Genomic DNA, 19,982 nt, shown 5'->3' with positions numbered 1-19,982 from the left:
CTGAAGCCGGACATCGTCTCCACCGCCTGCCCGTTCTGCCTGGTGATGTTCACCGACTCGATCAACGCCAAGAAGCAGGCCGGCGAGGCCTCGGAGGACCTCCGCGTCGTCGACGTGGCACAACTGCTCCTGCAATCCGTGCAACTCCCCGAACCACCGGCGAAGCAGGACGAGACCGAGGACGCGACGGAGCCGGAACCGGTCAAGTAGCCGCAATCCGCGACGGCCCCAGCACGAAGCCCTCATTCCCCGACCGGTCGTCGGGGGGTGAGGGCTTCCGTGCTTCGCGGCGCCGCGCCGAGGGTGGGGCTACCCGGGCGGCCCGGTCGGCGGTGGGCGCCGGCCGCCCGGCCCGGCGGCGGCCTCCGCCGTGGCGAGCAGTTCGGCCACCGTGCCGGTGAAGTCGGGCAACATCGCGTACGCGGTCACCCACGCATCGGGCCGCCCGGCCAGGTGCCGCTCGACCGCTTCGGCCAAGGCCCGGCCGACGGCGTCGGGCACGGTTTCGTGGGCGGCCTCGGACAGCGTGCGCAGCACGGTGGCGGCGGGCCGGCCGTGTGCCGCCCAGAGGCCGGGGTCGAGCGTGCCCGCGTCCAGCGCCCGGGTGATCAGGTCCGGCCATTCGGCGGCCGGCCTCGCTCTGCCGCCGAACGGGTGCACGCCGCGCAACAGCGAGCGGGCCAGTGTCCACGAGTGCTCGGCGATGTGCGCCGAGTCGCAGTAGGCGCCGACGTGTTCGGCCAGGGCGCGGGTGAGTTCCGCGGGCAGATCCGGGCGGGCCTCGGCGAGAGCCTCCAGTGCCGGGACGGGCAGCGGGTCGGCGCGGTGCGCGGCGAGGATGGCCGCCCAGCCGGGATCGTGCGTGGTCTCCAGGTAGCCGCGCGCGCCGCCGGTGGCGAGCAACTCGACCACCCCGCCCGCCCGGGCACGCTGCACCCAGTCCTGCGCCGCCTCGCGCAGCAGGACGTCCGCCTCGGCGGGCGGTGCGGCGCGGGCGCGGCGGACGATGCCGGCCACGTCGATGCCGAGGCTCTCGCGTTCGTAGACGCCGTCGAACCCCGGCCGCAGCACGCCGTACGCGAGGCGCTCGACGACGGTCGCCTGCCCGGAGCCGATCGCCGCGCGGCAGGCGAGCAGGGTTTCGTACACCGTGGCCCGACCATGCTCGCGCAGCCTGGACAACCGGGCCCCGAAGTCGTCCTCGGCGGCGCCGATCAGACTCGCATACAGCGCGGGGGTCCGCGTCCGGAGCAGGAACTCGCGTACCTGTGGGGGTGTTCGCGGGCAGGTGTGGATGCCGACGTCGACGGCCGGCGCGCCGAGTGTGCACAGCGCGGCGTCGAGGCGGGCGCCGCCCGGGCGGCCGTACAGGTCGGCGGTGAACGCGGCCGGCAGCCGTGCGGCGATCCGGGCGACGGTCTCGGGAGCGGTCTCGCGCAACAATCGGCGCATGGCCGCGTGGCGTTGCCGGCCGGGCGCTCGGCCGAGGGGACCGTGCCGCAGGTAGTCGCGGTCCGCCCAGATCGGCCCCTCGGCGGCGTGCTCGTCGGCCGCATCGGGGTCCGCCGTGGCGTCCAGGAGGTCCGGCAGGGTGCCCGGCCAGGCGGGGCCGATCCGGGCCAGGCGGACCCAACGCTCGACGTCGTCGCCGAGCCGGGCGCGGACGAGTCGGGCCAGTTCGGCGTCGACGAGCGCGAAGCGCTCCCGGAGCCGTCGCGAGGTCGCGGTCTGCGCGGCGGCCTCGGCGTAGTTCTCCAGGAACACCCATCCGGGGGCCGCGTCGGCGACCAGATCGGCCACGCTCGGCGCGTCGGCGGTACGGACCGGTTCGCACGCGTCCAGGAGGCACGTGGTCAGGTCGCCGTCGTCCACGCCTTCCGAGGCGCGCCAGTTCGACAGGTATGGGTGTCCGTGCGCATCGGTGCCGACCATCGCACGCAGGACGTCGTGGTCCAGGCCGTGGCGTTGCACGAGTTGGCCCACGTCGTCGGCGAGGAAGGGACTGCGGTGGTGGGCGCGGACGACGGCGGGCCACTCGAACGTGTGGGGTGCCGTCGCCACGACGGCCGCGGCGGGGTTCAGGCGCGAGCGGGTCGGCGACTCGATCGCGCACAGCCGGCGAACGAAGCCCTCGGGGCCGGCCGCGTCGAGGATGGTGGTCTCCACGTCGGCGCGGACCTTCGGGTTGTCGAGGGCTTCGTGCAGTTGCCGGTGCAGCCCGCGGTAGCGGCTCTGCTGTTCGCGGGTCCACTCCCGGACGGCGTCGGGACCCTCCGCGTCCCACAGGCGCAGCAGGGCCAGGGCCCGTTCGGCGCGGGTGAGTCGGCCGTCGGTGCCCAGGGTGCGCAACGCGTGCCGGACCAGGTCTGGATCTGCCGCGACGACGGCCGGGGCGAGCAGCCGGTAGTCGGTGCTGCCGAGCAGGGCGCTGCGCAGTGTGGGATGCGTGGGCATCGGTCCGATCGGGATCAGGCCGGCCTGTACCCGCCGGTCGGGCGGGAGGCACCCGGGCGGGCCGCCGGCCAGGATCAGCCGGCACATCAGCGGCGAGTCGGTCCGGTAGAGGGCCGGGCGGAGTTCGGGGTCGCCGAGCGTGTACAGGGCCCACAGGGGGCTGTCGTAGCGGCGTAGGTAGCCGGGCTTGGCGCGGAACTCCCGGTCCGCGGCCAGGCAGGCCCGGTCGCTGTGCTCGCCGTGGGCGAGCATTCGGTGCAGGAGCGCGTCCGGCGCGCCGAAGGCGTTTGCCACCAGCCGACTTCGGGCCGCGGCGCCCATGCGTTCGGCGACCGCCGCCACGTCGGCGGCGCTCGCGCGGCCCAGCAGATGCATGAACGCCGTATCCGCCATGCCGCGCCCCCGCCTCGTTCCCGGCCCGCCCCCGCCCGATACCGGGTCGCCGACGACAGGATGGTACGGGCCGACCGGGCGCCCCCGGCGTCGAGGTCCTCGCGCCGGGATCGGGGTGGGCATGGTGCCGCACCCGGGCCGGATCCTTCACGCCCGGAGCGGCAGAGCTTCGACGCGGCGGGCGGCCCATCCACGAACGGAGCGGCGCCGCACCTGTATTCGGCCAACCGCGGCCGCGGCCGAGGCCGGCGCGTCCCGCAGGGTGCGTTCCCCTGGCCGGTGGGCAGGGTGGTCCCGCCGTGCGGATCGGGACGAACCTCGACAGCCGGGCAACCGACGGTTTGTACCGGTTGGCGCGAGTGCGGAGGCCGGCTGATTTGTTGCCTGTTCCTTGCCGGGACCGGGCCCTAGAGTCGTGTTCACGGGTGGTGACGAAGGGATCACGGAAACGTGATGGATCGTCGCCATCCCGGGGGGCGACCGTGATTCCCGCGTCACGCCGGGGTCGATGGTCGGAAGGGGGGAGGCGCGCTCGACGATCCGTGCGACGGCGTTGCGGGCGATCCTCGACGGGAGGGGGCTCGTCGAGGTCGCGGGCAGGTGTCGAGGATTGTCCCGCGACGTTTTCGAGGCCGGGATGCCGGGTGGCGCACCGTCTCGGAGTCGTTCGTGCGGAACCGACGGCGCACCGAGGTGTACGGGTACGGCGGCGCGCGCCGCCGTACCCGTCACCTGCATCGAAGCCGGCAAAGCCGGCGACCCGACCCGGCCCGCCCCGATGGCATGCCCAGGACGCCGCCGGTTCGACGACCGGGACGACGGTCGGCCCGCAGTCCGCGCGGCCGGTTCCCGAGCCGTGTCGGCGGGATCGGTTACCGTGCCGCGATGGCGGAATTCGTATTGGTCGCGGGTGCGTGGTTGGGGTCATGGGCGTGGGACGAGGTGGCGCCGGAGCTGCGGGCGGCGGGGCACGGGGCGCACCCGGTGACGCTGTCCGGTCTCGCCGACCGGCAGGGTGAGCCCGCCGGGCAGCAGACGCACGTGCAGGACATCGTGGACGTGATCGAGCGTGCCGACCTGCGTGATGTGGTCCTGGTCGGGCACAGCTATTCGGGCATCCCGGTGGGTCAGGCCGCCGGGCTGATCGGCGATCGGCTGACCCGGGTGGTCTTCGTCGACTCCAATGTGCCCACCGAGGGCGAGTCGTTCGCGTCCGGCTCGTGGCTGGGCGAGGAGAAGTTCACGGCCGGGCTCGAGGGCGGTTTCTGGATGCCGCCGGCGGCGGCGGACTTCGCGGGCCAGGACCTGACCGACGAGCAGATCGCCCGGCTGGTCGAGGGCGCGACGCCGCATCCGGCCGCCACCTTGACCGAACCGGCGATGCCGGCCCGGCCGTTGGGCGAACTCCCGGCCACCTACATCAAATGCCTGCTCGACGGCGCCGAGCCGAGCGAGGACGTGGCCGAACTGCTGACCGGCGCGCGGTGGCGCCTGGTCGAGATGGACACCGGACACTGGCCGATGTTCTCCCGGCCGCGCGAGTTGGCCCGCGTCCTCCTCGACACCGTGGAGGTGTGAGGCACACCGCCGCCTGCGATGTCGGTCGGGACATCCGGATGCCGCCGCCGGGGTACGCGCGCGACGCGCGGCCCGGGGGCGCGCCGGGACCGGCCGAGCGGGCTCTGCGTCGCGCGCCTACCCGGGTGGGTCAGGTCGGCGGCGAGGTCGTGCGGGCGTCGGGGAGGGCGGGCAGACGAACGCCGACCACCGTGCCGCGCTCGGGGGCGGGGTCGATCCGGATGGTGCCGTGGTGCATGTCGACGATCGCGGCGACGATGGACAAGCCGAGGCCGCTGCCGCCCTGGGCGCGGCTGCGACTCTTGTCCGCGCGGTGGAAGCGGTCGAAGACGTGCGGCAGGTCGTCGGCCGGTATACCCGGGCCGCTGTCGCGCACCGTCAGCAGCACCAGGTCGGCCTCGCGCCGCAGTTCGACCACGGCCGGGGCATCCGGCGGGGTGTGCATGCGGATGTTGCCGAGCAGGTTGGCCAGCAACTGCCGCAGCCGGTCCTCGTCGCCGAGCACCAGTACCGCCGCGGGCCCGGCGGGCGCGGTGTAGTCGAGCGGTCGGTCGGGTTCGACGGCGGCGGCGTCGCGGCACGAGTCGGCCACCACCCGGGCCAGGTCCACCGGTTCCAGCTCGGTGTCCTGCTCCTCGTCCAGGCGCGCGAGCAGCAGCAGCGCCTCGACGAGGCCGTTCATCCGCCGCACCTCGGCCCGCATCCGGGCTATCGCGTCGTCGACCGAGCCGCGGTCCGGGAGTGCGCCGCGCTGGTACAACTCGGCGTATCCGCCGATCGATTGCAGGGGCGTGCGCAACTCGTGGGAGGCGTCCGCGACGAACCGACGCAGGCGCTCCTCCGAGGTGTCCCGGGCGATGAACGCGGCCTGGATCCGGTCCAGCATGCGATCCAGGGCGGTGGCCAACCGGCCGACCTCGGTGCGTGGGCCGATCAGCGGATTGTGCACGCGCCGGGCGTAGTCGCCCGCGGCGATCGAGTCGGCGACCCGGGCGGCCTGTTCCAACGGCCGCAGTTCGCGGCGCACGAACAGCGCGCCGAGCAGGCCCAGGGTCGGCAGGGCGATGCCGACGGTGATCAGCACGACGTACAGCGCGTGGTCGGCTGCCCGTTCGGCGTCGTTCGTGCTCAACGCGACCAGGGCGGTGCGCCCGTCGGGCAGGTCCTCGACCCGGACCCGGAACTTCTCGTGCGAACCCGGCTCGCCGGAGCGAGCGGTGACCGTGCGACCGGCAACCGGCAGCGCGCCGGTCAGTTTCGGTCCGAGGCCGTGCGGCGGACGGCGACCCGGGGCGGCCAGGGCGACGCGCAGGCCGCCGGGAAACTTCAGCCAGATGCCCGGGGTCAGGCCCAACGGCTGGTTGTTGCGTTCGCGCTGGTCCAGGGCGCGCAACGCGGCCACGGTGGTGTCGAGTTCATTGTCGAGGCGGTCGAAGAGCGAGTCCCGCAGCACGCCCACGGTCACCGCCGCGCAGGTGTTGAGGACCGCGGTGCACACCAGGACGAGCACGATCACCAGGCGACGACTCAGCGGTTGCCGGCGGGTCCTGGGCCGCAGGCTCAGCACGGCGGGGTGCGCAGGCAGTAGCCCACCCCGCGGCGGGTGTGGATCAGGGGAGTGCCCTGGCCGTCGTCGATCTTGCGGCGCAGGTAGCTGATGTAGGTGGCCACCACGGTGTCGTCGCCGTTGAAGTCGTAGGACCACACGTGTTCCAGCAGGCGGGCCCGGGTCAGCACGTGGTCGGGGTGCAGCATCAGGTAGCGCAGCAACCGGAATTCGGTGGGCGACAGGTCGACGGCCCGGCCGCCGCGGCGCACCTGGTGTGCGGTGGCGTCGAGTTCGAGGTCCCCGACGCGCAGGACGTCGCCGCCGGGATCGGTGCGGCGGGTGCGGCGGAGCACCGCCTCGACGCGCGCGGTGACCTCGTCCAGGCCGAAGGGTTTGGTGATGTAGTCGTCGCCGCCGGCGGTCAGGCCGCGGACGACGTCCTGGCGGGTGTCGCGCGCGGTGAGGAAGACCACGGCCACCGGGAGCCCGTCGGAGCGCAACCGGCGCAGCACCTCGAAGCCGTCGTCGTCCGGGAGCATGACGTCGAGCAGGATCAGCTCCGGCAGGAAGTCCCGGGCGACGGTGAGGGCTTGGCGGCCGGTGCCGGCGGTGCGCACGTCGTAGCCGACGAAGCGCAGGAACCGGGCGACGGTGTCCACGATCGCCGGTTCGTCGTCGACGACCAGGAGCCGGCCGCGATCGTGGGGTGCGGTCTGGCCGGCCTGCGGGTCCGGGTGGCTCATCGGGGCCTTTCTCGCGACGCGTGCCGCCGGGTGGGGCAGCGGTGGCAATGCGGCGCGCGTGGTGGACACGGTCGGTGGTCGAGGGCGGCCGTGGCGGGGCGCCTGCTGCCGGGAGGACCGTCGATCGGTGGTCGGTGCGTGGTCGGCGTGCCATTACGGTGCCGGCCCGCGTCCGGCCGTCTCGTGCCCGGGTGCGGCGGGCGCGCGGCTTGTTTCGGGCCAGGTGTCTGCACCCGTCCAGGGTCGCGCACCAACGGAAAGCCGTTCCATGGGAGTTGCGTGTGAATACCGCCGGCAGGCGCCGCTCTCGCCGGCCTCGGGCCGGGGCGGCTGCCGGCGTGCTTCGGGCCGACCGCCCTCGCCCCCCGCAGCGCACCGTCCGGGAGTTCGTGATGTCCACGTTGCCGTATCGCCTGGGCCGCTCGACGGCCACCGCCGAGGCCGCCTCGGCGCGCTCGTTGCGGCGCGGGGGTGGAGGGCTCGGTGATCCCCGCGCCGACTACGCGGCCCCGGTCAGGATGCGGTCCAGGCGGGCGATCGAGGCAGGCGATTCGCGGTGCAGCCCGGCGATGTCAAGGCCCTCGTCGCCGACGATCGCCAGCAGCGCGTGGTTGCCGATCGCCAGGATGACCACGTGTCCGCCGTTGCAGCGCGCCACCACGTCGCGCAGGCCACCCAGACCCGCCTCCCCGGCGGTACGGCTGCCCAGCGCGAGCGCGGCGGCGGCGAGGGCGGACAACGATTCGCCGTGTACCGAGACGGTGTCGCCGGCGACGAGCAGGCCGTCGCCGGTGGAGACCACACTCTCGGTGATGCCCATGACGCGCTCGCGAAGCGCCTTGAGTTCGAGGACCACGGCGTCGATGGCTACCTGGTTGTTCATGGTGCGACTTCTCCTTGGTGCGGGTGGTTTCGAGGGTCGTGCTCGACGTGCGGCGGGGCGTCGCTCGAGCGGTCGCCGGGGGCGTTGTTCGCCGGCGGCGTCGGGACCGGGCTGCCTCCGGGCGCCTCGCCCGGCGCGGCATCGGGCGCCGAATCGGGCAGATGCGTACCGGGGTTGCGGCGGGGCAGTCCGGCGCCCGGGAGCGGGGCCGGGGCGCTCGCGCCTGTCGCGAAGTCGCGTGGGGCGACGATGGGCGTCGGTACCGCGCCGGCCGGCACGTCGCGGTGTACGAGTCGCCGAGCGCTCATCCGGGCGAGGTCGAGCATCACCGGATACAGGCCTCGGCCGAGTGCGAACGCCAGATCGCGCGGGGCCCGGCGGCCGTTGGCGCCGAGCAGGATGTCCCGATAGCGCACCGGCAGCGTGCCGACGGCCGGCTGCGCCGCGGGTTTGATCCGGGTTGCGGCGAACTCCGACAGCGGGCCCCAGAGTTGGGACAACATCAGCATTCGGCGCGCGGTCTCGTCGGTGAGCCGCCGCGGCTCCACGCCGGGATCGGCGATCAGGTCGGGCGCCGGCACGGAGTCGTCCACCTGCCAACCGGCCGACGTACCCAAGGACATGCCGAAGGCGCCGTCGAAGACCGCGGCCAGGCACAGCGCGCTCAGCTCCGGGGCGCGGACGAGGCCGAGCGCCACCAGAGTGTCGGCGAGTGGGCCGTCGGTGCGGCTCGCCTCACCGGCCGCGACCCAGTCCGGCTCGGCGATCCGCCGCGAACGCAGCAGCAGCGTGTCGGGCGCGGGAGAGGCCGGAGTGCGGGCCGCGACCACCAGTCCGTCCCGCAGGTGGAGGGTGCCGCCGGGGGTGCCCGACACCACGACGGCCCCGGTGAAGCGTTCCCGGTGCAGTGTCATCAGCAGGGCCGGGACGTTGCGCGGACTCTGCGCGACGGCGGGGCCATTCATACCAGGACGTCTCTCGCGTGCTCGGCGGTCGCCCGAACCGCCAAGGCCAGATTGGTCTCGGTCCGATCCACCACGGTCGCGAGCAGGAAGTCGTCGCCCCGGCGCGGCAGTACCTGGGTGATCTGGTGGTATCGCCGGCTGGTCACGATCACGCTCTCCACCTCTCCGGCGGCGCCCGCCTCGGTCAGCCGGTCGGTGACCAGGTTCGTCAGGTCGGCGAGTTCGGTGCCGTTGCCCAGGGCGCGACAATCGCCGACCTCGGCGTAGACGAGACCGGTGACTGCGTCGATCAGGGCTGCGCCGATTACTCCGGGAGATTCGAGAACTCCGGAGAGCGATGCCTCCAGGGGGAGCGGCTGCCCCCCTTCACTTTGTGACAACATGCAGAGTACTTTATGGCAGATCTTCAACAATAGGCGAAGGCTGACGTTTAGTGATCGCCTTGGTTCCGTGCGTAGGAATCCCCGAGGAAAGTCAGGAAAAGGAAACGCGATGAACATTGAGGCCGCGCTCAAGGAAGCGATGACCGTCGACGGTGCCATCGGCGTCGCGCTCGTCGACCACGAGAGCGGGATGACGCTCGGCACGCTGGGCGGCGGCAGGGACTTCGACCTGGAGGTCGCCGCCGCCGGGAACACCGAGGTGGTCAAGGCGAAGGCGCGGACGCTGGCCTCGCTGGGGATCGACGACACGGTCGAGGACATCCTGATCACTCTCGGCACCCAATACCACCTGCTGCGCCCGCTGACGCGCACGCACGGATCGCTTTTCCTCTACCTCGCGCTCGACCGTTCGCGGAGCAATCTGGCCCTGGCCCGGCATGCGCTCAAGCGCATCGAGGGAATTCTGGAGATATAGGGTAATACCGTCGGCCGGCATTATCGCGCCCGGGCCGACGCCTGGTTTTTCCGTCCCCTTTTCCGTGGAAAAGGGGACGACCGCCGCGCCCGATCATCGCCGAGGTATGCGAAATCCGGGATATGCCGACCGACGCCGGCTACGCCGCTTCGTGGCCGCGCCGTTGTCACGGTGACGGTGGCGAATGCCCCGCGTCGGAAGCGGTATTGCCGCCGGCGGGGGTCTCGGCGGGGGCGGCGAGGCGCTGTGAGTGGGCGGAGCGCGGAGTCGGCCACGGCCGCGCGGGTGGTTGTTCCCGGGCCAGGCCGGTCAGTACGGCGTCGAGCAGCCGCTCCGCCTCCCGGTCGACGGCACGCGGGCCGTGCAACTGCACCAGGCCGTCGATGAGCAGCGTGGCCAGCCCGTGCACGGCCGCCCAGACCACGAACTCGGCGCCCGGGCGGGCCGCGGAGGGCAGTTCGCCGGTGTCGACGAGCCGGTCCAGCTCTGCGGCGAGCACGTCGTGGGGGTGCGGGGCGATCGGTGTTCGCAGGTCGGCGCGGCCCGCGGCGAAGGCCAACCGGGCGACCGCCGGGTCCTCCAGCGCCCAGCGCACGTAGCTGCGGCCGTACGCGATCAGGCGCCGGTGCGGGTGCTCCCCGGACGCCCGGTGGGCGGCCCGTCGCAGCCGCTCGCCCAGACGGGCGATCACCCGGTCGGACAGGCTGCGCACGAGTGCGTCGCGCGCGTCGAAGTGATGGTAGGCGGCGCTCGGACTGACTCCGACCCGAGCCGATGCCTCGCGCAACGACCAGCCGTCGACCCCTCGTTCGCGCACGAGTGCCTCGGCGGCGTCGAGCAGCGCGGCGCGCAGTTCCCCGTGGTGGTAGCGCTCTTTGCTCACCCGTACATCTTAACAGTGCTCAGATGCTCCGGCGTGGATCGATGCTATGGTCCGAAGGTCATCTGAACGCTGATCAGATAGGACGGTCCTGGAATGTGTGTTGTGGAACCTTCCTCGAACGACCCGGCGAGCGTCGACCCGACGAACGACCCGACGAACGATGCGACGAACGGCCCGAGGGCGGATGCCGAATCGGCCGGCCGATCCGCGCCGCCGGACCTGCGGGACGCCCCGCCGCCGGTGGTGCGCGGCGAGCCGGTGGAGATCCGCCCCGGGGTCTTCGTCATTCCCGACAACCGGGTGCCGCTGGTACCCAACATCGGCATCGTCGTCGGCGAGCGGGCCGCGCTGGTGGTCGACACCGGTCTCGGCCCGGGCAACGGTGCTCATGTGCTCGACCACGCCAGGCGATTGGCCGGAGACCGGCCGCTGTACCTGACCACCACACACTTCCACCCCGAGCACGGCTTCGGCGCGCAAGCCTTCAAGGGTGCCGCGACGATCGTCTACAACCGGTCCCAGCGCGACGAGTTGCGCCGCAAGGGCGCCGCCTACGCGGGCATGTTCGCCGGCATGTCCGCGCAGATCGCGGCGGCCCTGGAAGGCGTCGAATTCGTCGATCCGGACGTGGTCTACGCCGACCACGCCGAGATCGATCTCGGCGGCCACACCGCCGTGCTGGGCAGCCGGGGCCCGGCGCACACCGCATCCGATCAGACGGTGCTGATCGACGGCCGGGTGTTGTTCACGGGTGATCTGGTGGAGACCCGGATGTTCCCGATCCTGCCGTACTTCCCGCCGTTCGACACCGACGTCGACGGAAGCGGCTGGATCGCCCTGCTCGACCGACTCCTCGCGGACGAGCCCGAGATCGTCGTGCCGGGCCACGGCGAGGTTGCCGAGGCCGGGCTGATCGGCGAGGTCCGGGGCTATCTCGACCACGTGCGGGCCGAGACCCGGCGGCTGCGCGCGGGTGGTGCCTCGGCCGACGACACCGCGGCGGCGATCGACCGGGACGCCCGGGTTCGGTGGGCGACCTGGGACAACCCCGAATGGATCGGCTTCGCGGCGCGGGCCTTCCACCACGCCGACTCACACGGCGCCGATTCCAAGGGTTGAGCGAGCACGTCGTGCCTCCGGACCAGCCGACGACCACCACGATGTGGACCCGACCCCTGGCGTACCGCCGCGGCGGTGGGGGCGGGGCGTGGTCGATCGGGGGACGTCGGCCCGGTCGGGACGGACCGCGCCCCGCCCTCCGACGGCTGTCGCGGGGCGGGGCGCGGTCCGTGCGGGTGAAGCGGCCGGATCAGTGCGTGTAGAGGTAGACCAGCCCCTGGGGGCCGTCGGCACAGAAGAAGCTCGGACCCCACAGTTCGTAGCCCGCCACGCCCGCCGCGTAACACTGGGCCTGCGTGTAATACACGCCGCGCACGTGGAACTCGCCGGCGGCGCTCGCGCTCGTCGCGGTGGCAAGGGGGAGCAGGACGGCGGCGGCACTCGCGACGAGCAGCCCGATGCGTTTCTTCACGTGCCAACTCCTTTGCTTCGGAAGGCATTTGACTGGTCGTGAGATGCCTTCGGAGATGGTGCGATGTCGCTCGAATGCTAGCCGGGCAGGATCGGATAGGTCTATGCCAATGAGTGGAAAGGTCTAGGCCAATTTTCCGCCTCGGCCGGCCCTCGGTCGATGCCCACCCGGCATCCGCCCGGCCGTCGGTCGGTGTGTGGTCGCCTCGGTCGATGCCTGCTCCGCGTCACCCCTGCGCTCCGTTCGATGCCCGCCCGGCGGCCGGGTTCCCCGCGGTGTGCGGATGGGGTCGCCGTCGGTCAGGGTGCGCGGGTCCCCCCGGGTCGTGGCCGGGTGGGTGGCGGTGGCGGTGGCAGGCTCCGTTCGATGGCGGCGACGCGTTCGAGCGCGCGGTGGATTTCCGCGGCCTCCCGCCGGTACGTCGCGAGAGCCTGCGGGATGACGTACTCGGGAACCCGGTCCTTGAGCTCCCTGCGCAGGTCGGAATAGCCCTGGCGGAGCTCGGCCAGCTCGGCCAGGAGATGGTGCCGGGCCAGGCGTACCAGCAGCGCCGGGTGACGGCGCAGCACCTCGTGGTTGCGGTAACCGGGTGGGCAGACCTCGTACAGCGCCTCCGCCGTGCGCGAATCCAAACCGGTCGGCTCGGGCGCGGGCTCGGGTCCGCCCGGGGGCTGGGCGCCGTGCCGGGCCTTTTGGCGCGCGACGTCGAACCGGCTGGGCAGCTCCCAGGACGGCGTGGCATCGGCGGTGTCGTTCATATGTTCGAATCATCGCATCTCGGGTACCCCCCTCGGCAACCGGAACGGAAAGCCGAGGCCGCGACCGGCCGGGCTGCGGGCGAGTGGGGGCGGGAGCCCGGCCCCGTCGCGGTACGGCGAGAAGCGGGATGGTGTCTCGTCGCCTGGGCCCGACGACCGCCGCCGTCCGGGCCTCGACGACCGACGCCGCCGGCCGGCCTCGGCGACCGCTGCCGCATCGACGCCGGGCCGGGACCGCTCGGTTGAGCGATCCCGGCCCGGCACGACGGATCCCGATGGTGGGTGGATCGATGCGCCCCCCGATCCGCTACCCGGTCAGCCGGTGATCGGGACGAGCAGGACGGGGGCCTCGGCGTGGTGGAGGACGGCGTGGGTGACGCGGCCGAGGTTGGGGCCGAAGCGGCCGGATTTGCGGTGGGCGGCCAGTACGACCACCGTGGCGTGGGGGCTCGCGGAGACCAGGGCGTGGGCGGGGGTGTCGAGGGCGATGTCCTCGACGACGGTCACGTCCGGATACTTCTCGCGCAGCGGCGCGAGGGCGGCGGTCAGGGTGGTCCGGGCCGCCTCGCGCCAGTCGTACATGGCCGGGGCGTAACCGGCGCTGCCCGCCATCATGGCCGGGTAGCGCCACACGTGCAGGGCGCGCAGCGGCAGGCCCTGGGACTGGGCCCAGGCGAAGGCGGCCTCCAGCGCGGGGGTGCATTCGTCGTCGGATACGCCGACCACGACCGGCTTCGCGTCGCCCTCGCCGCTCGTGTCGTGATCCGGGTGGACCACCAGGAGCGGGCAGCGGGTCGCGGCGGAGACGGGCAGGCTGACCGAGCCCAGCAGCAGGCCGGCGAAGCCGCCCAGGCCCCGGCTGCCGACCACGAGCAGGGCGGCGCGGTCGCTCGCGGCCTCCAACGCGTCGATGGCGTTGGCGAATTCGATGGTGGTGCTGATCGACAGCTCGGGATGGCGCAGCCGGGCGCGTTCGGCGCCCCGGTCGACGATGGTGCGGGCCTCGTCGCGCAGCTGTTGCCCGAAGTGGTCGTCGGCGTGGCCGAGTTCGACCCATTCGAGGGCGTGCAGCACCTCCAGGGTGGTGTGCCGGCGCAGCGCCTCGTCCGCGGCCAGATCCACGGCCCGGTCCGCGCCGGGCGAACCGTCGAAACCGACGACGACGTGCCCGCGCGGGGGAGTCGGCTGGGAGGTCGAACCGGTGGAGTCGGCTGCCTGGTTCACGGCGGATCCCTTCGGTGTGCTCGGCGGCCCCGGTGGGCCGACCTGTGATCAGTCTTCGCCGTCGCGCGGCCCGGGCCCAGGGCCGGAGGTCCCGCTCCGGACGAGCCGGTCGGCCCGTTCGGTCCGGTCGACCCGATCGGCCGGTTCGGCGTCGATCGACCCGTTCGGCGGCGGGGCGGATCGCCCGCCCCGGTGCGGGTACCCCGCGTGCGTGGGTGTCGAATCCACCGGCCCGGGCGGTGCGGGCGCGGGGCGGGGACTCCGAGGCCGGAGCGGGCGGCTCCGAAGGCGGACGGCGGTCGGCGGACGTGCGGGCCGACCGGCCCCGATCATCCGGGACTTCCGACCCTGTCGCACCGGCCTCCGGCCGTCGAGACTGAGTGCGCGCCGACCCGACCGGGTGCGCGTTCGCAACTCTCGGGGAGCACAGCATGGAAGCCGGCCTCAGCACCGAAGGCGTCGCCGGAGCACGGCTTCCGCGGGCCACGGGCACCGCGAGCATTCCCGTCCCGGGGCCGGTGACCGGGCAACCGGACGCCACCATCCGGGTGTTCCTGCTGGACGACCACGAGATCGTCCGGCGCGGCCTGGCCGACCTGCTCGGCAGCGAACCCGACATCGAGGTGGTCGGCGAGTCGGCGTCCGCACAGGAGGCGATCCGGCGCATACCGGCGCTGCGCCCGCACGTGGCCGTCCTGGACGGGCGACTGCCCGACGGCAGCGGGGTCGACGTCTGCCGCGCGGTGCGCTCGTCCTTCCCGGAGATCAACGCGTTGATCCTGACCTCCTACGACGACGAGGACGCGCTGTTCTCCGCGATCATGGCGGGCGCGGCAGGCTACGTCCTCAAACAGATCCGGGGCAGCGATCTGGTGCGCGCCGTGCGGGAGATCGCGGCCGGCCGCTCGCTGCTGGATCCGGCGGTCACCGCCAAGGTGCTCGAACGCGTGCGTACCGGATCGGGCGAGGACCCCCGGGTGGCCTCGCTCTCCGACCAGGAGCGCCGGATCTTCGAACTGGTCGCCGAAGGCCTGACCAACCGGCAGATCGCCGAGCGCATGCACCTCGCGGAGAAGACCGTCAAGAACTACGTGTCGACCATGCTGCACAAGCTGGGCTTCGAACGCCGCGTCCAGGCGGCGGTCTTCGCCGGCACGCTCCCGCACCGCACCGGCGACTGAGCGGGTGTCCGCCCGCGCAGGCCCGATCCGTGATCAGTGCGCGTCGCCGTGCCCGGGCGGAGGCCGGCCGGGGACGACGAGCACCGGCCGCTCGGCATGCCCGGCCAACTCCTTGGCGACGGATCGTTCCGACCAGCGATGCAGCAGCGTTCCGGGACCCGTGCCCGGCCCGCCGACGACGATCATGAGCGCGTCGCAGTCGTGCGCGATCGCGGTGATCCGGCGCAGCGCATCGCCCGATTCGTCGGCATAGGACCACTCGCCCGCAAAATCGGCCAGGAGTCCGGCCACGTCCGCGCGGTGCCCGGCGAGGGTATCGCGCACGTACCGGGCCTCCAGGTCGGATCCGGCGAGATCGGGATCGCTGGGATGGTCCGCGGAATCCTGCACGTGCACGACCCGCAGCCGAACCCGCAGGCGCCCGGCGAGGTCCGCGGCGAAGACCAGGGCCGCCCCGCTGCGCGCGTACGTTTCGAAGCCCACGACCAGGTCGCGCGGGGCGGGGTCCTCGCTCGACGGTGACATGTGCGCCTCCCACGAGCCGCAGGGAAGGGCCCCGGGCACGAGCGAGCCCTCCCGGCCAGTGTCGACCCGCCCCCTCCGAGCCCGCAACGCACACGGGCGCGGGCGCGCGGTCCGGCCGCCGTACGCCGGGGCGCGTGAGTCGTGGGGGCTGTCCGGTCTCGGCGGGTTGGGCGTGTGAGTTGGGGGCGCCCGGTGTCGGCGCGTCGGAGTGTGAGTCGTGGGGCGCTGCACCGGGTCGGGGCGTTGGGTGCGTGAGTCGTGGGGCGCGCCGCACGGTTTCGGTGCGTCGGGGTGCGACTTGCTAAAGTCTGCAACTGCCCGATCCGTGACCGGCCGGATGCGGCGCCATGGACCTCCGCCCTCGACCGGGCACGGTCGGGAGGCGGGGCACGGATCGATCCCGTGACCCGAATACGGACGCGCGGCGGATCCCGACCGGCCGCCCGCTCACCGATCGGATGGGTCTGCTCGAAGACCTGCGGGCCGCCGCACCCCGGGTCGCCGTCGGGGTCCGCGACAGGCTGGGCCGGGTCGCCGCGAGCCCCACGCGCGAACACGCAGGGGCCCGGGGTCGGCACGTACGGACACCGAGGTGCCCGCGCGCAACGCGTGGACATCGACGGGACGTCAGGCTTCATCGACAGAATGTCGATCTTCGAGGAACGAGGGACCCGCGCCATGGACGACCGGCGGGAAGCATCCGAGACCACCGGGCACGTGCCGCCCCGGGTGCTGCCGTGGTGAACCGCGACCTGCCGGGACCCTCCGCGACCAACCCGGCCTACAGCATCCGCATCCACGTACCACCCGGCGCCGCCGGCCTGGTCGCGGCCATCCTCACCGAAGCACCCGGCACCGTGACCAGCCGCGTGGACGCACCGGACGCCATGGGCACGTGTCGCATCACGCTGGACGCCGACGGTGCCGGCACGCTCACCTGGCTCACCCGGACGCTGACCCGGCGCCTGGGCGCGGACCTGCTGCACACCCAGGACCCGGTGTTCGCCGCAGCGTCCACCGGCAAGCTGACCCTGCGGGTTTGCGCGGCGACCACGACCGGTCACGACATCGCCCTGCTCGACGCCGACGCCGACCGTCGCGTCGTCTCGCACCTGGCCGCACACCCCGATCAGACCGACCACTACACCGGACGACGGCACCGCGTCGCGTTGATCAGCGACGCCAGCGCCGTGCTGGACTTCGAGGCGCTGCCCGCCGACGCCGCGCTGCCGGCCCTCGAATCCCAGGCCGTACACCTGCGCCGGGCCACCGGGCTGGACGTCTTCCCGCTGCCCATCGCCACGCCGCACGTCGAGGACATCGCCCAGGCGGTGCGGTTGCTCGCCCCCGGTTTCGCCGCGGCCGTGCTCGTGCACACCCGCCCCGAACACGTGTCGACCACCCGAACGATCCTCGGGCCCACGCCGCCGATACTCCTGCTCGACACCCTCAACGACGGCCTCGCCGTCGCGATCGCCGCCGCGACGGTCAATGCGCTGGTCAACCGCGGCGTGAATCCGTTGGATGGGCGCGTGGTGCTGGTGGATCCGGCGCGAGGCGGGGACTTGACCGGGTTGCTGATCGCCGCCGGGATCGCCGACCTGACCCTGTTCGACCCCTTCGGCCCGGGCGGTGGCACGCTGCACAAGGTCGCCGCCGAGGCCGACCTGATCGTCGACCTGACCGGCCTGGCCACGCCGCCGGAGGGCGTACCGATCCTGCGCGCCCGGCCCGAGGCGCCGCCGCCCTTCGCGGCGGCCACCACCGGCCCGCGCCCGCTGCACGCGCTGCCCGGACTGCTCACGGCGGCCACCGTGACCCGGCGGCCGATCACCGCGCTCGCGCGCGTCGCCGCCGTACGTGCGTTGATCGAGGGCACGCCCCGGAACGCACTGCTGCCCGCACCGGACCAGCCGGGCCTGACGGCGGCGATCGCGGCTGCGGCCACGCATGTACTCACGCCCGACTCGGGCTGAGCCGGGGCCGCGCGGCTGGTCCCGGCCGCGGGCGTGGTGCCGACCGCGCCGACCTGCCTGTTGGTGCGGCGGAGCATGCGGCACCGGATCTCGATCGACATCGGCCCCGAGTCGTCCGCCGGTCCCGAGGGCCTGCCGACGCCGGCCGACCTCGCGGATCGGGCGCGTTCGACGATGTCGTCCGTGGTGCCGACCCAGGCCGCGATCGCGCTCACGGTGGTGACCGTATCGGCCGCCGTGCCGGGCTGGTTGGTGGTGGGACGGGTGTTGCGGCCGATCCGGGCGATCTCGGCGACCGCCCGGCGCCGGGCCGGCTGTCGCGAGGCGGGCGGGAAATGTGACCTGGATCTCTTTCCGACGCCGATGAGTCGGGTGGGCGAGGGCGGTCATATCCGCAAGAAGGACGGCAGGGGCCGAGCGACTCGGGTGCTTCACCGGCAGCGGGCGCTCTGTCACAATCCGACCTCACGATCACGAGATCACCATCCGGCGAGAGGAGACGAGAGATGAGCGACGTCGTGAAGGGCCCTGCCGCGTACTTTCCTTCGATCGAGAAGAAGTACGGCCGGTCCATCTCGGAATGGCAGGGCCTGATCCGGTCCTCGCCGCTGACCAGGCACATGGAACTGGTCACCTGGCTCAAGACCGAGCACGGCCTCGGTCACGGCCACGCGAACGCCCTCGTGGCACACACCCTCGCCGAGGACAACGCCGAGTAGGGGTCCGCGGCGTACCCGTGCACGCGGGGTGTCGCCGACGGACCGGGGCGTGGCGGGCCCGCCACGGGGGTGCGGGCCCGCGGTGTCGAGGCCGGCCGGCGAGACGGCCGCCGTCCCGGGTACGGCTCTGCTGTACCCGGACAGGTGGCCGTAGTGCGTGGGTGACCGGGCGTGGGCGGGTCCCGGGCGCCCGTGGGCGACGGGTCGGTGCTTGCGCGGCGGGACGGGCGATGGCGTGATGCGGTCGCCCGTCCCGTGTGGATCGTTCGGTTGTGCGGTTGCCTACGGGGTGCAGGTGAGGGTGCCGGAGCGGAGGGCGTGGCCGTCGTCGTTGCCGTCGTCCGCCCACACCACCGGCTTGACGCCCGCGACGCAGGCGGCCTGCGGTGCGATGGCGAAGCCCTCGTTGTTGTGGTTCGGCAGCCCGGTCGGGCGGTCGTACCGGGCGGTTGCGGTGAACCGACCCTGCGTGTCGATGTCGAGCACGGCGGCCCGGCCCTGGCAGGTGTCGTCGCAGGCGGCCCACAGGTGGCCGGTCGCGGGCTCGAATTCGAGGTCCATCAGCGCGGGGAATCCGCTCGCGATCGTGGCGATCCGGGTGTATCCGCCGCCGCTCTGGTTCAACGCGTAGGCGTACACCGTGCCGTTGGCCTCCAGGCCGGCGAAGACCAGGCCGCTGCCGTGGCCCGGGTAGGCGGCCGGATCGTAGGTCGCGCCGGTGTGTTCGTCGCGGAAACCGTGGGCGGTGAGGAACGTGTCCGGGATCCACGAGATGCCCTCGAGACCGCTGTTGGCGGCCACCGCGGGCAGATCGGCGGTGAGGTTCCATTCGGCGGTCGCGTTCAGCGCGCCGGCCGTGCCGGAGACGTCGTAGCGAAGGATCTTCGGCATGCTGACGCCGTCGTCGTCGTTGTCGCGTTCGGTGGCGACGAACATCCCGTCGGGAGTGACGCTCACGCCCTCCGCGTCCGGATCGCCGCCGCCGTCGGCGTAGTTCAGCGGCTTGCCGGACGCCCAGCCGCCGGACGGATCCGGACGCCACTTCGCACCGTCGGGCACCAGCCGGTAGAGCCTGCTCGGGCCGTTGCGCACCGCCCACAACACGCCGGCGCTCTGGAACGAGAGACCGCTGAGGTTCGTGCCGAACACGTTCGAGGCGTCGGCCACGGTGACGCTCGCGCCGCCCGGCCAGGCGGTCCCGGAGGGCTGCCCGCACGCGTTCGCCGCGCCCTTGGTGGGTGCGGTGGTCGTGGTGAACGCCCCGGTGCCGTCGGCGCAGCGGCCGTAGGTGGTGCCGGCGTGCGCGGTCCAGGAGTAGGAGTCCACCAGGGTGGAGCCGCCGGGTCGGAACAGGCGTGCCGAGTCGGAACCGCCCAGCCCGAACGAGGAGTCGACGTCCAGCGCCCGATGCCCGCCCGCAGGCAGGGAGGTGCCGGCGGCGATGGTGTACGAGTGCGAGTTGTCGTTGTCCTTGACGACCCAGCCGGACACGTCGGCGGCCGTGGAGCCGGTGTTGACCAACTCGACCCAGTCGCCGGGTGAACCGCCGTTCGACTCGACCTCGTTGATCCGCACCGCGGATTGGGCCTGGGCTCCGGCTGCTGCCTGGGCCTGCGTTCGGGGCGGGGTCAGTGCGGACGCCGGTGAGCCGGACAACCCGAGGGCCGTGACGGACAGGGCGACGGCGACGAGTCGGACTCTTCCACGCCAATGCGTAAGCAAGGTGACCAGTCCTTTTGTCTCAGGGGGTCGGGCAGCGCAC

The 19,982-nt window shown here is 73.1% G+C and carries 20 protein-coding genes; 8 read left to right on the top strand and 12 right to left on the bottom strand.

Translation table 11 applies throughout. The features are described from left to right. Window positions 1-210, top strand: a 210-nt coding sequence (locus ACFZBU_RS13845; RefSeq protein ID WP_391583727.1) for a hypothetical protein, incomplete at its 5' end; no start/stop codon positions are given. A 99-nt stretch (window positions 211-309) separates the two neighbouring features. On the opposite strand, the gene ACFZBU_RS13840 is transcribed toward ACFZBU_RS13845, so the two are convergent. Beyond that, the gene (locus ACFZBU_RS13840) at window positions 310-2,847 is read right to left on the bottom strand and encodes a hypothetical protein (RefSeq protein ID WP_391583726.1); all 2,538 of its coding nucleotides are present in this window, start codon (window positions 2,845-2,847) and stop codon (window positions 310-312) included. A gap of 885 nt (window positions 2,848-3,732) precedes the next feature. On the opposite strand from ACFZBU_RS13840, the gene ACFZBU_RS13835 reads away from it, so the two are divergent. Further along, window positions 3,733-4,425 carry an alpha/beta fold hydrolase gene (locus tag ACFZBU_RS13835; RefSeq protein ID WP_391583725.1) on the top strand — a complete coding sequence of 231 codons (693 nt, stop codon included), beginning with the start codon at window positions 3,733-3,735 and terminating at the stop codon, window positions 4,423-4,425. Window positions 4,426-4,555: 130 nt separating this feature from the next. Here the strand turns inward: ACFZBU_RS13835 and ACFZBU_RS13830 are convergent, their stop codons facing one another. From ACFZBU_RS13830 to ACFZBU_RS13810, 5 genes are all read right to left on the bottom strand, one after another. After that, window positions 4,556-5,992 carry a sensor histidine kinase gene (locus ACFZBU_RS13830; RefSeq protein WP_391583724.1) on the bottom strand — a complete coding sequence of 479 codons (1,437 nt, stop codon included), beginning with the start codon at window positions 5,990-5,992 and terminating at the stop codon, window positions 4,556-4,558. Beyond that, window positions 5,986-6,717, bottom strand: coding sequence for a response regulator transcription factor (locus tag ACFZBU_RS13825; protein ID WP_391583723.1), 732 nt, complete (start codon window positions 6,715-6,717; stop codon window positions 5,986-5,988). The genes ACFZBU_RS13830 and ACFZBU_RS13825 overlap by 7 nt, the downstream gene beginning before the upstream one ends. A 499-nt stretch (window positions 6,718-7,216) precedes the next feature. Beyond that, window positions 7,217-7,600, bottom strand: a complete 384-nt coding sequence (locus ACFZBU_RS13820; protein WP_391583722.1) for a roadblock/LC7 domain-containing protein — start codon at window positions 7,598-7,600, stop codon at window positions 7,217-7,219. Next, window positions 7,597-8,565, bottom strand: coding sequence for a hypothetical protein (locus ACFZBU_RS13815; RefSeq protein WP_391583721.1), 969 nt, complete (start codon window positions 8,563-8,565; stop codon window positions 7,597-7,599). The genes ACFZBU_RS13820 and ACFZBU_RS13815 overlap by 4 nt, the downstream gene beginning before the upstream one ends. Next, window positions 8,562-8,948: a hypothetical protein gene (locus tag ACFZBU_RS13810; protein ID WP_391583720.1), complete on the bottom strand. Its 387-nt coding sequence runs from the start codon at window positions 8,946-8,948 to the stop codon at window positions 8,562-8,564. Before ACFZBU_RS13810 ends, ACFZBU_RS13815 begins: the two co-directional genes overlap by 4 nt. 109 nt (window positions 8,949-9,057) lie before the next feature. Between ACFZBU_RS13810 and ACFZBU_RS13805 the strand changes: the two genes are divergently transcribed. Continuing rightward, entirely contained in the window at window positions 9,058-9,423 is a 366-nt protein-coding gene (locus ACFZBU_RS13805; RefSeq protein WP_391583719.1) for a hypothetical protein, read from the top strand. Between the two features lie 166 nt (window positions 9,424-9,589). On the opposite strand, the gene ACFZBU_RS13800 is transcribed toward ACFZBU_RS13805, so the two are convergent. After that, entirely contained in the window at window positions 9,590-10,306 is a 717-nt protein-coding gene (locus ACFZBU_RS13800; RefSeq protein WP_391583718.1) for a TetR/AcrR family transcriptional regulator, read from the bottom strand. A 102-nt stretch (window positions 10,307-10,408) separates the two neighbouring features. Here ACFZBU_RS13800 and ACFZBU_RS13795 point away from each other — a divergent pair, with 102 nt between their 5' ends. Beyond that, window positions 10,409-11,425 (top strand): MBL fold metallo-hydrolase, encoded by a 1,017-nt coding sequence (locus ACFZBU_RS13795; RefSeq protein WP_391583717.1) that lies wholly within the window; start codon window positions 10,409-10,411, stop codon window positions 11,423-11,425. A gap of 190 nt (window positions 11,426-11,615) precedes the next feature. On the opposite strand, the gene ACFZBU_RS13790 is transcribed toward ACFZBU_RS13795, so the two are convergent. The 3 genes from ACFZBU_RS13790 to ACFZBU_RS13780 all read right to left on the bottom strand — a co-directional run bounded on the left by ACFZBU_RS13790 (window position 11,616) and on the right by ACFZBU_RS13780 (window position 13,819). Then, window positions 11,616-11,837, bottom strand: a complete 222-nt coding sequence (locus ACFZBU_RS13790; protein ID WP_391583716.1) for a hypothetical protein — start codon at window positions 11,835-11,837, stop codon at window positions 11,616-11,618. Window positions 11,838-12,136: 299 nt separating this feature from the next. Further along, window positions 12,137-12,595 carry a hypothetical protein gene (locus tag ACFZBU_RS13785; RefSeq protein WP_391583715.1) on the bottom strand — a complete coding sequence of 153 codons (459 nt, stop codon included), beginning with the start codon at window positions 12,593-12,595 and terminating at the stop codon, window positions 12,137-12,139. A 315-nt stretch (window positions 12,596-12,910) separates the two neighbouring features. After that, a complete protein-coding gene (locus ACFZBU_RS13780) occupies window positions 12,911-13,819 on the bottom strand; it encodes a universal stress protein (RefSeq protein ID WP_391583714.1) in 909 nt (302 codons plus the stop codon). Between the two features lie 431 nt (window positions 13,820-14,250). Between ACFZBU_RS13780 and ACFZBU_RS13775 the strand changes: the two genes are divergently transcribed. Further along, window positions 14,251-15,000: a response regulator gene (locus ACFZBU_RS13775; RefSeq protein ID WP_391583713.1), complete on the top strand. Its 750-nt coding sequence runs from the start codon at window positions 14,251-14,253 to the stop codon at window positions 14,998-15,000. A gap of 33 nt (window positions 15,001-15,033) precedes the next feature. On the opposite strand, the gene ACFZBU_RS13770 is transcribed toward ACFZBU_RS13775, so the two are convergent. Further along, window positions 15,034-15,525: a universal stress protein gene (locus tag ACFZBU_RS13770; protein WP_391583712.1), complete on the bottom strand. Its 492-nt coding sequence runs from the start codon at window positions 15,523-15,525 to the stop codon at window positions 15,034-15,036. Window positions 15,526-16,134: 609 nt separating this feature from the next. On the opposite strand from ACFZBU_RS13770, the gene ACFZBU_RS13765 reads away from it, so the two are divergent. From ACFZBU_RS13765 to ACFZBU_RS13755, 3 genes are all read left to right on the top strand, one after another. Further along, the gene (locus ACFZBU_RS13765; RefSeq protein ID WP_391583711.1) at window positions 16,135-16,269 is read left to right on the top strand and encodes a hypothetical protein; all 135 of its coding nucleotides are present in this window, start codon (window positions 16,135-16,137) and stop codon (window positions 16,267-16,269) included. Beyond that, on the top strand, window positions 16,263-17,501 hold the full coding sequence (locus tag ACFZBU_RS13760; protein WP_391583710.1) for a malic enzyme-like protein: 1,239 nt from the start codon (window positions 16,263-16,265) through the stop codon (window positions 17,499-17,501). The genes ACFZBU_RS13765 and ACFZBU_RS13760 overlap by 7 nt, the downstream gene beginning before the upstream one ends. A 506-nt stretch (window positions 17,502-18,007) precedes the next feature. After that, window positions 18,008-18,220: a DUF4287 domain-containing protein gene (locus tag ACFZBU_RS13755; RefSeq protein ID WP_391583709.1), complete on the top strand. Its 213-nt coding sequence runs from the start codon at window positions 18,008-18,010 to the stop codon at window positions 18,218-18,220. 282 nt (window positions 18,221-18,502) lie between these two features. On the opposite strand, the gene ACFZBU_RS13750 is transcribed toward ACFZBU_RS13755, so the two are convergent. Continuing rightward, window positions 18,503-19,942: a lamin tail domain-containing protein gene (locus ACFZBU_RS13750; protein ID WP_391583708.1), complete on the bottom strand. Its 1,440-nt coding sequence runs from the start codon at window positions 19,940-19,942 to the stop codon at window positions 18,503-18,505. Window positions 19,943-19,982 lie beyond the last annotated feature (40 nt).

The sequence above is a fragment of the Embleya sp. NPDC008237 genome (assembly GCF_042956465.1).
Lineage (GTDB): Bacteria > Actinomycetota > Actinomycetes > Streptomycetales > Streptomycetaceae > Embleya.
The sequence above is the reverse complement of the archived record's forward strand: the minus strand, read 5'-3'. Positions and strand labels throughout refer to the sequence as shown.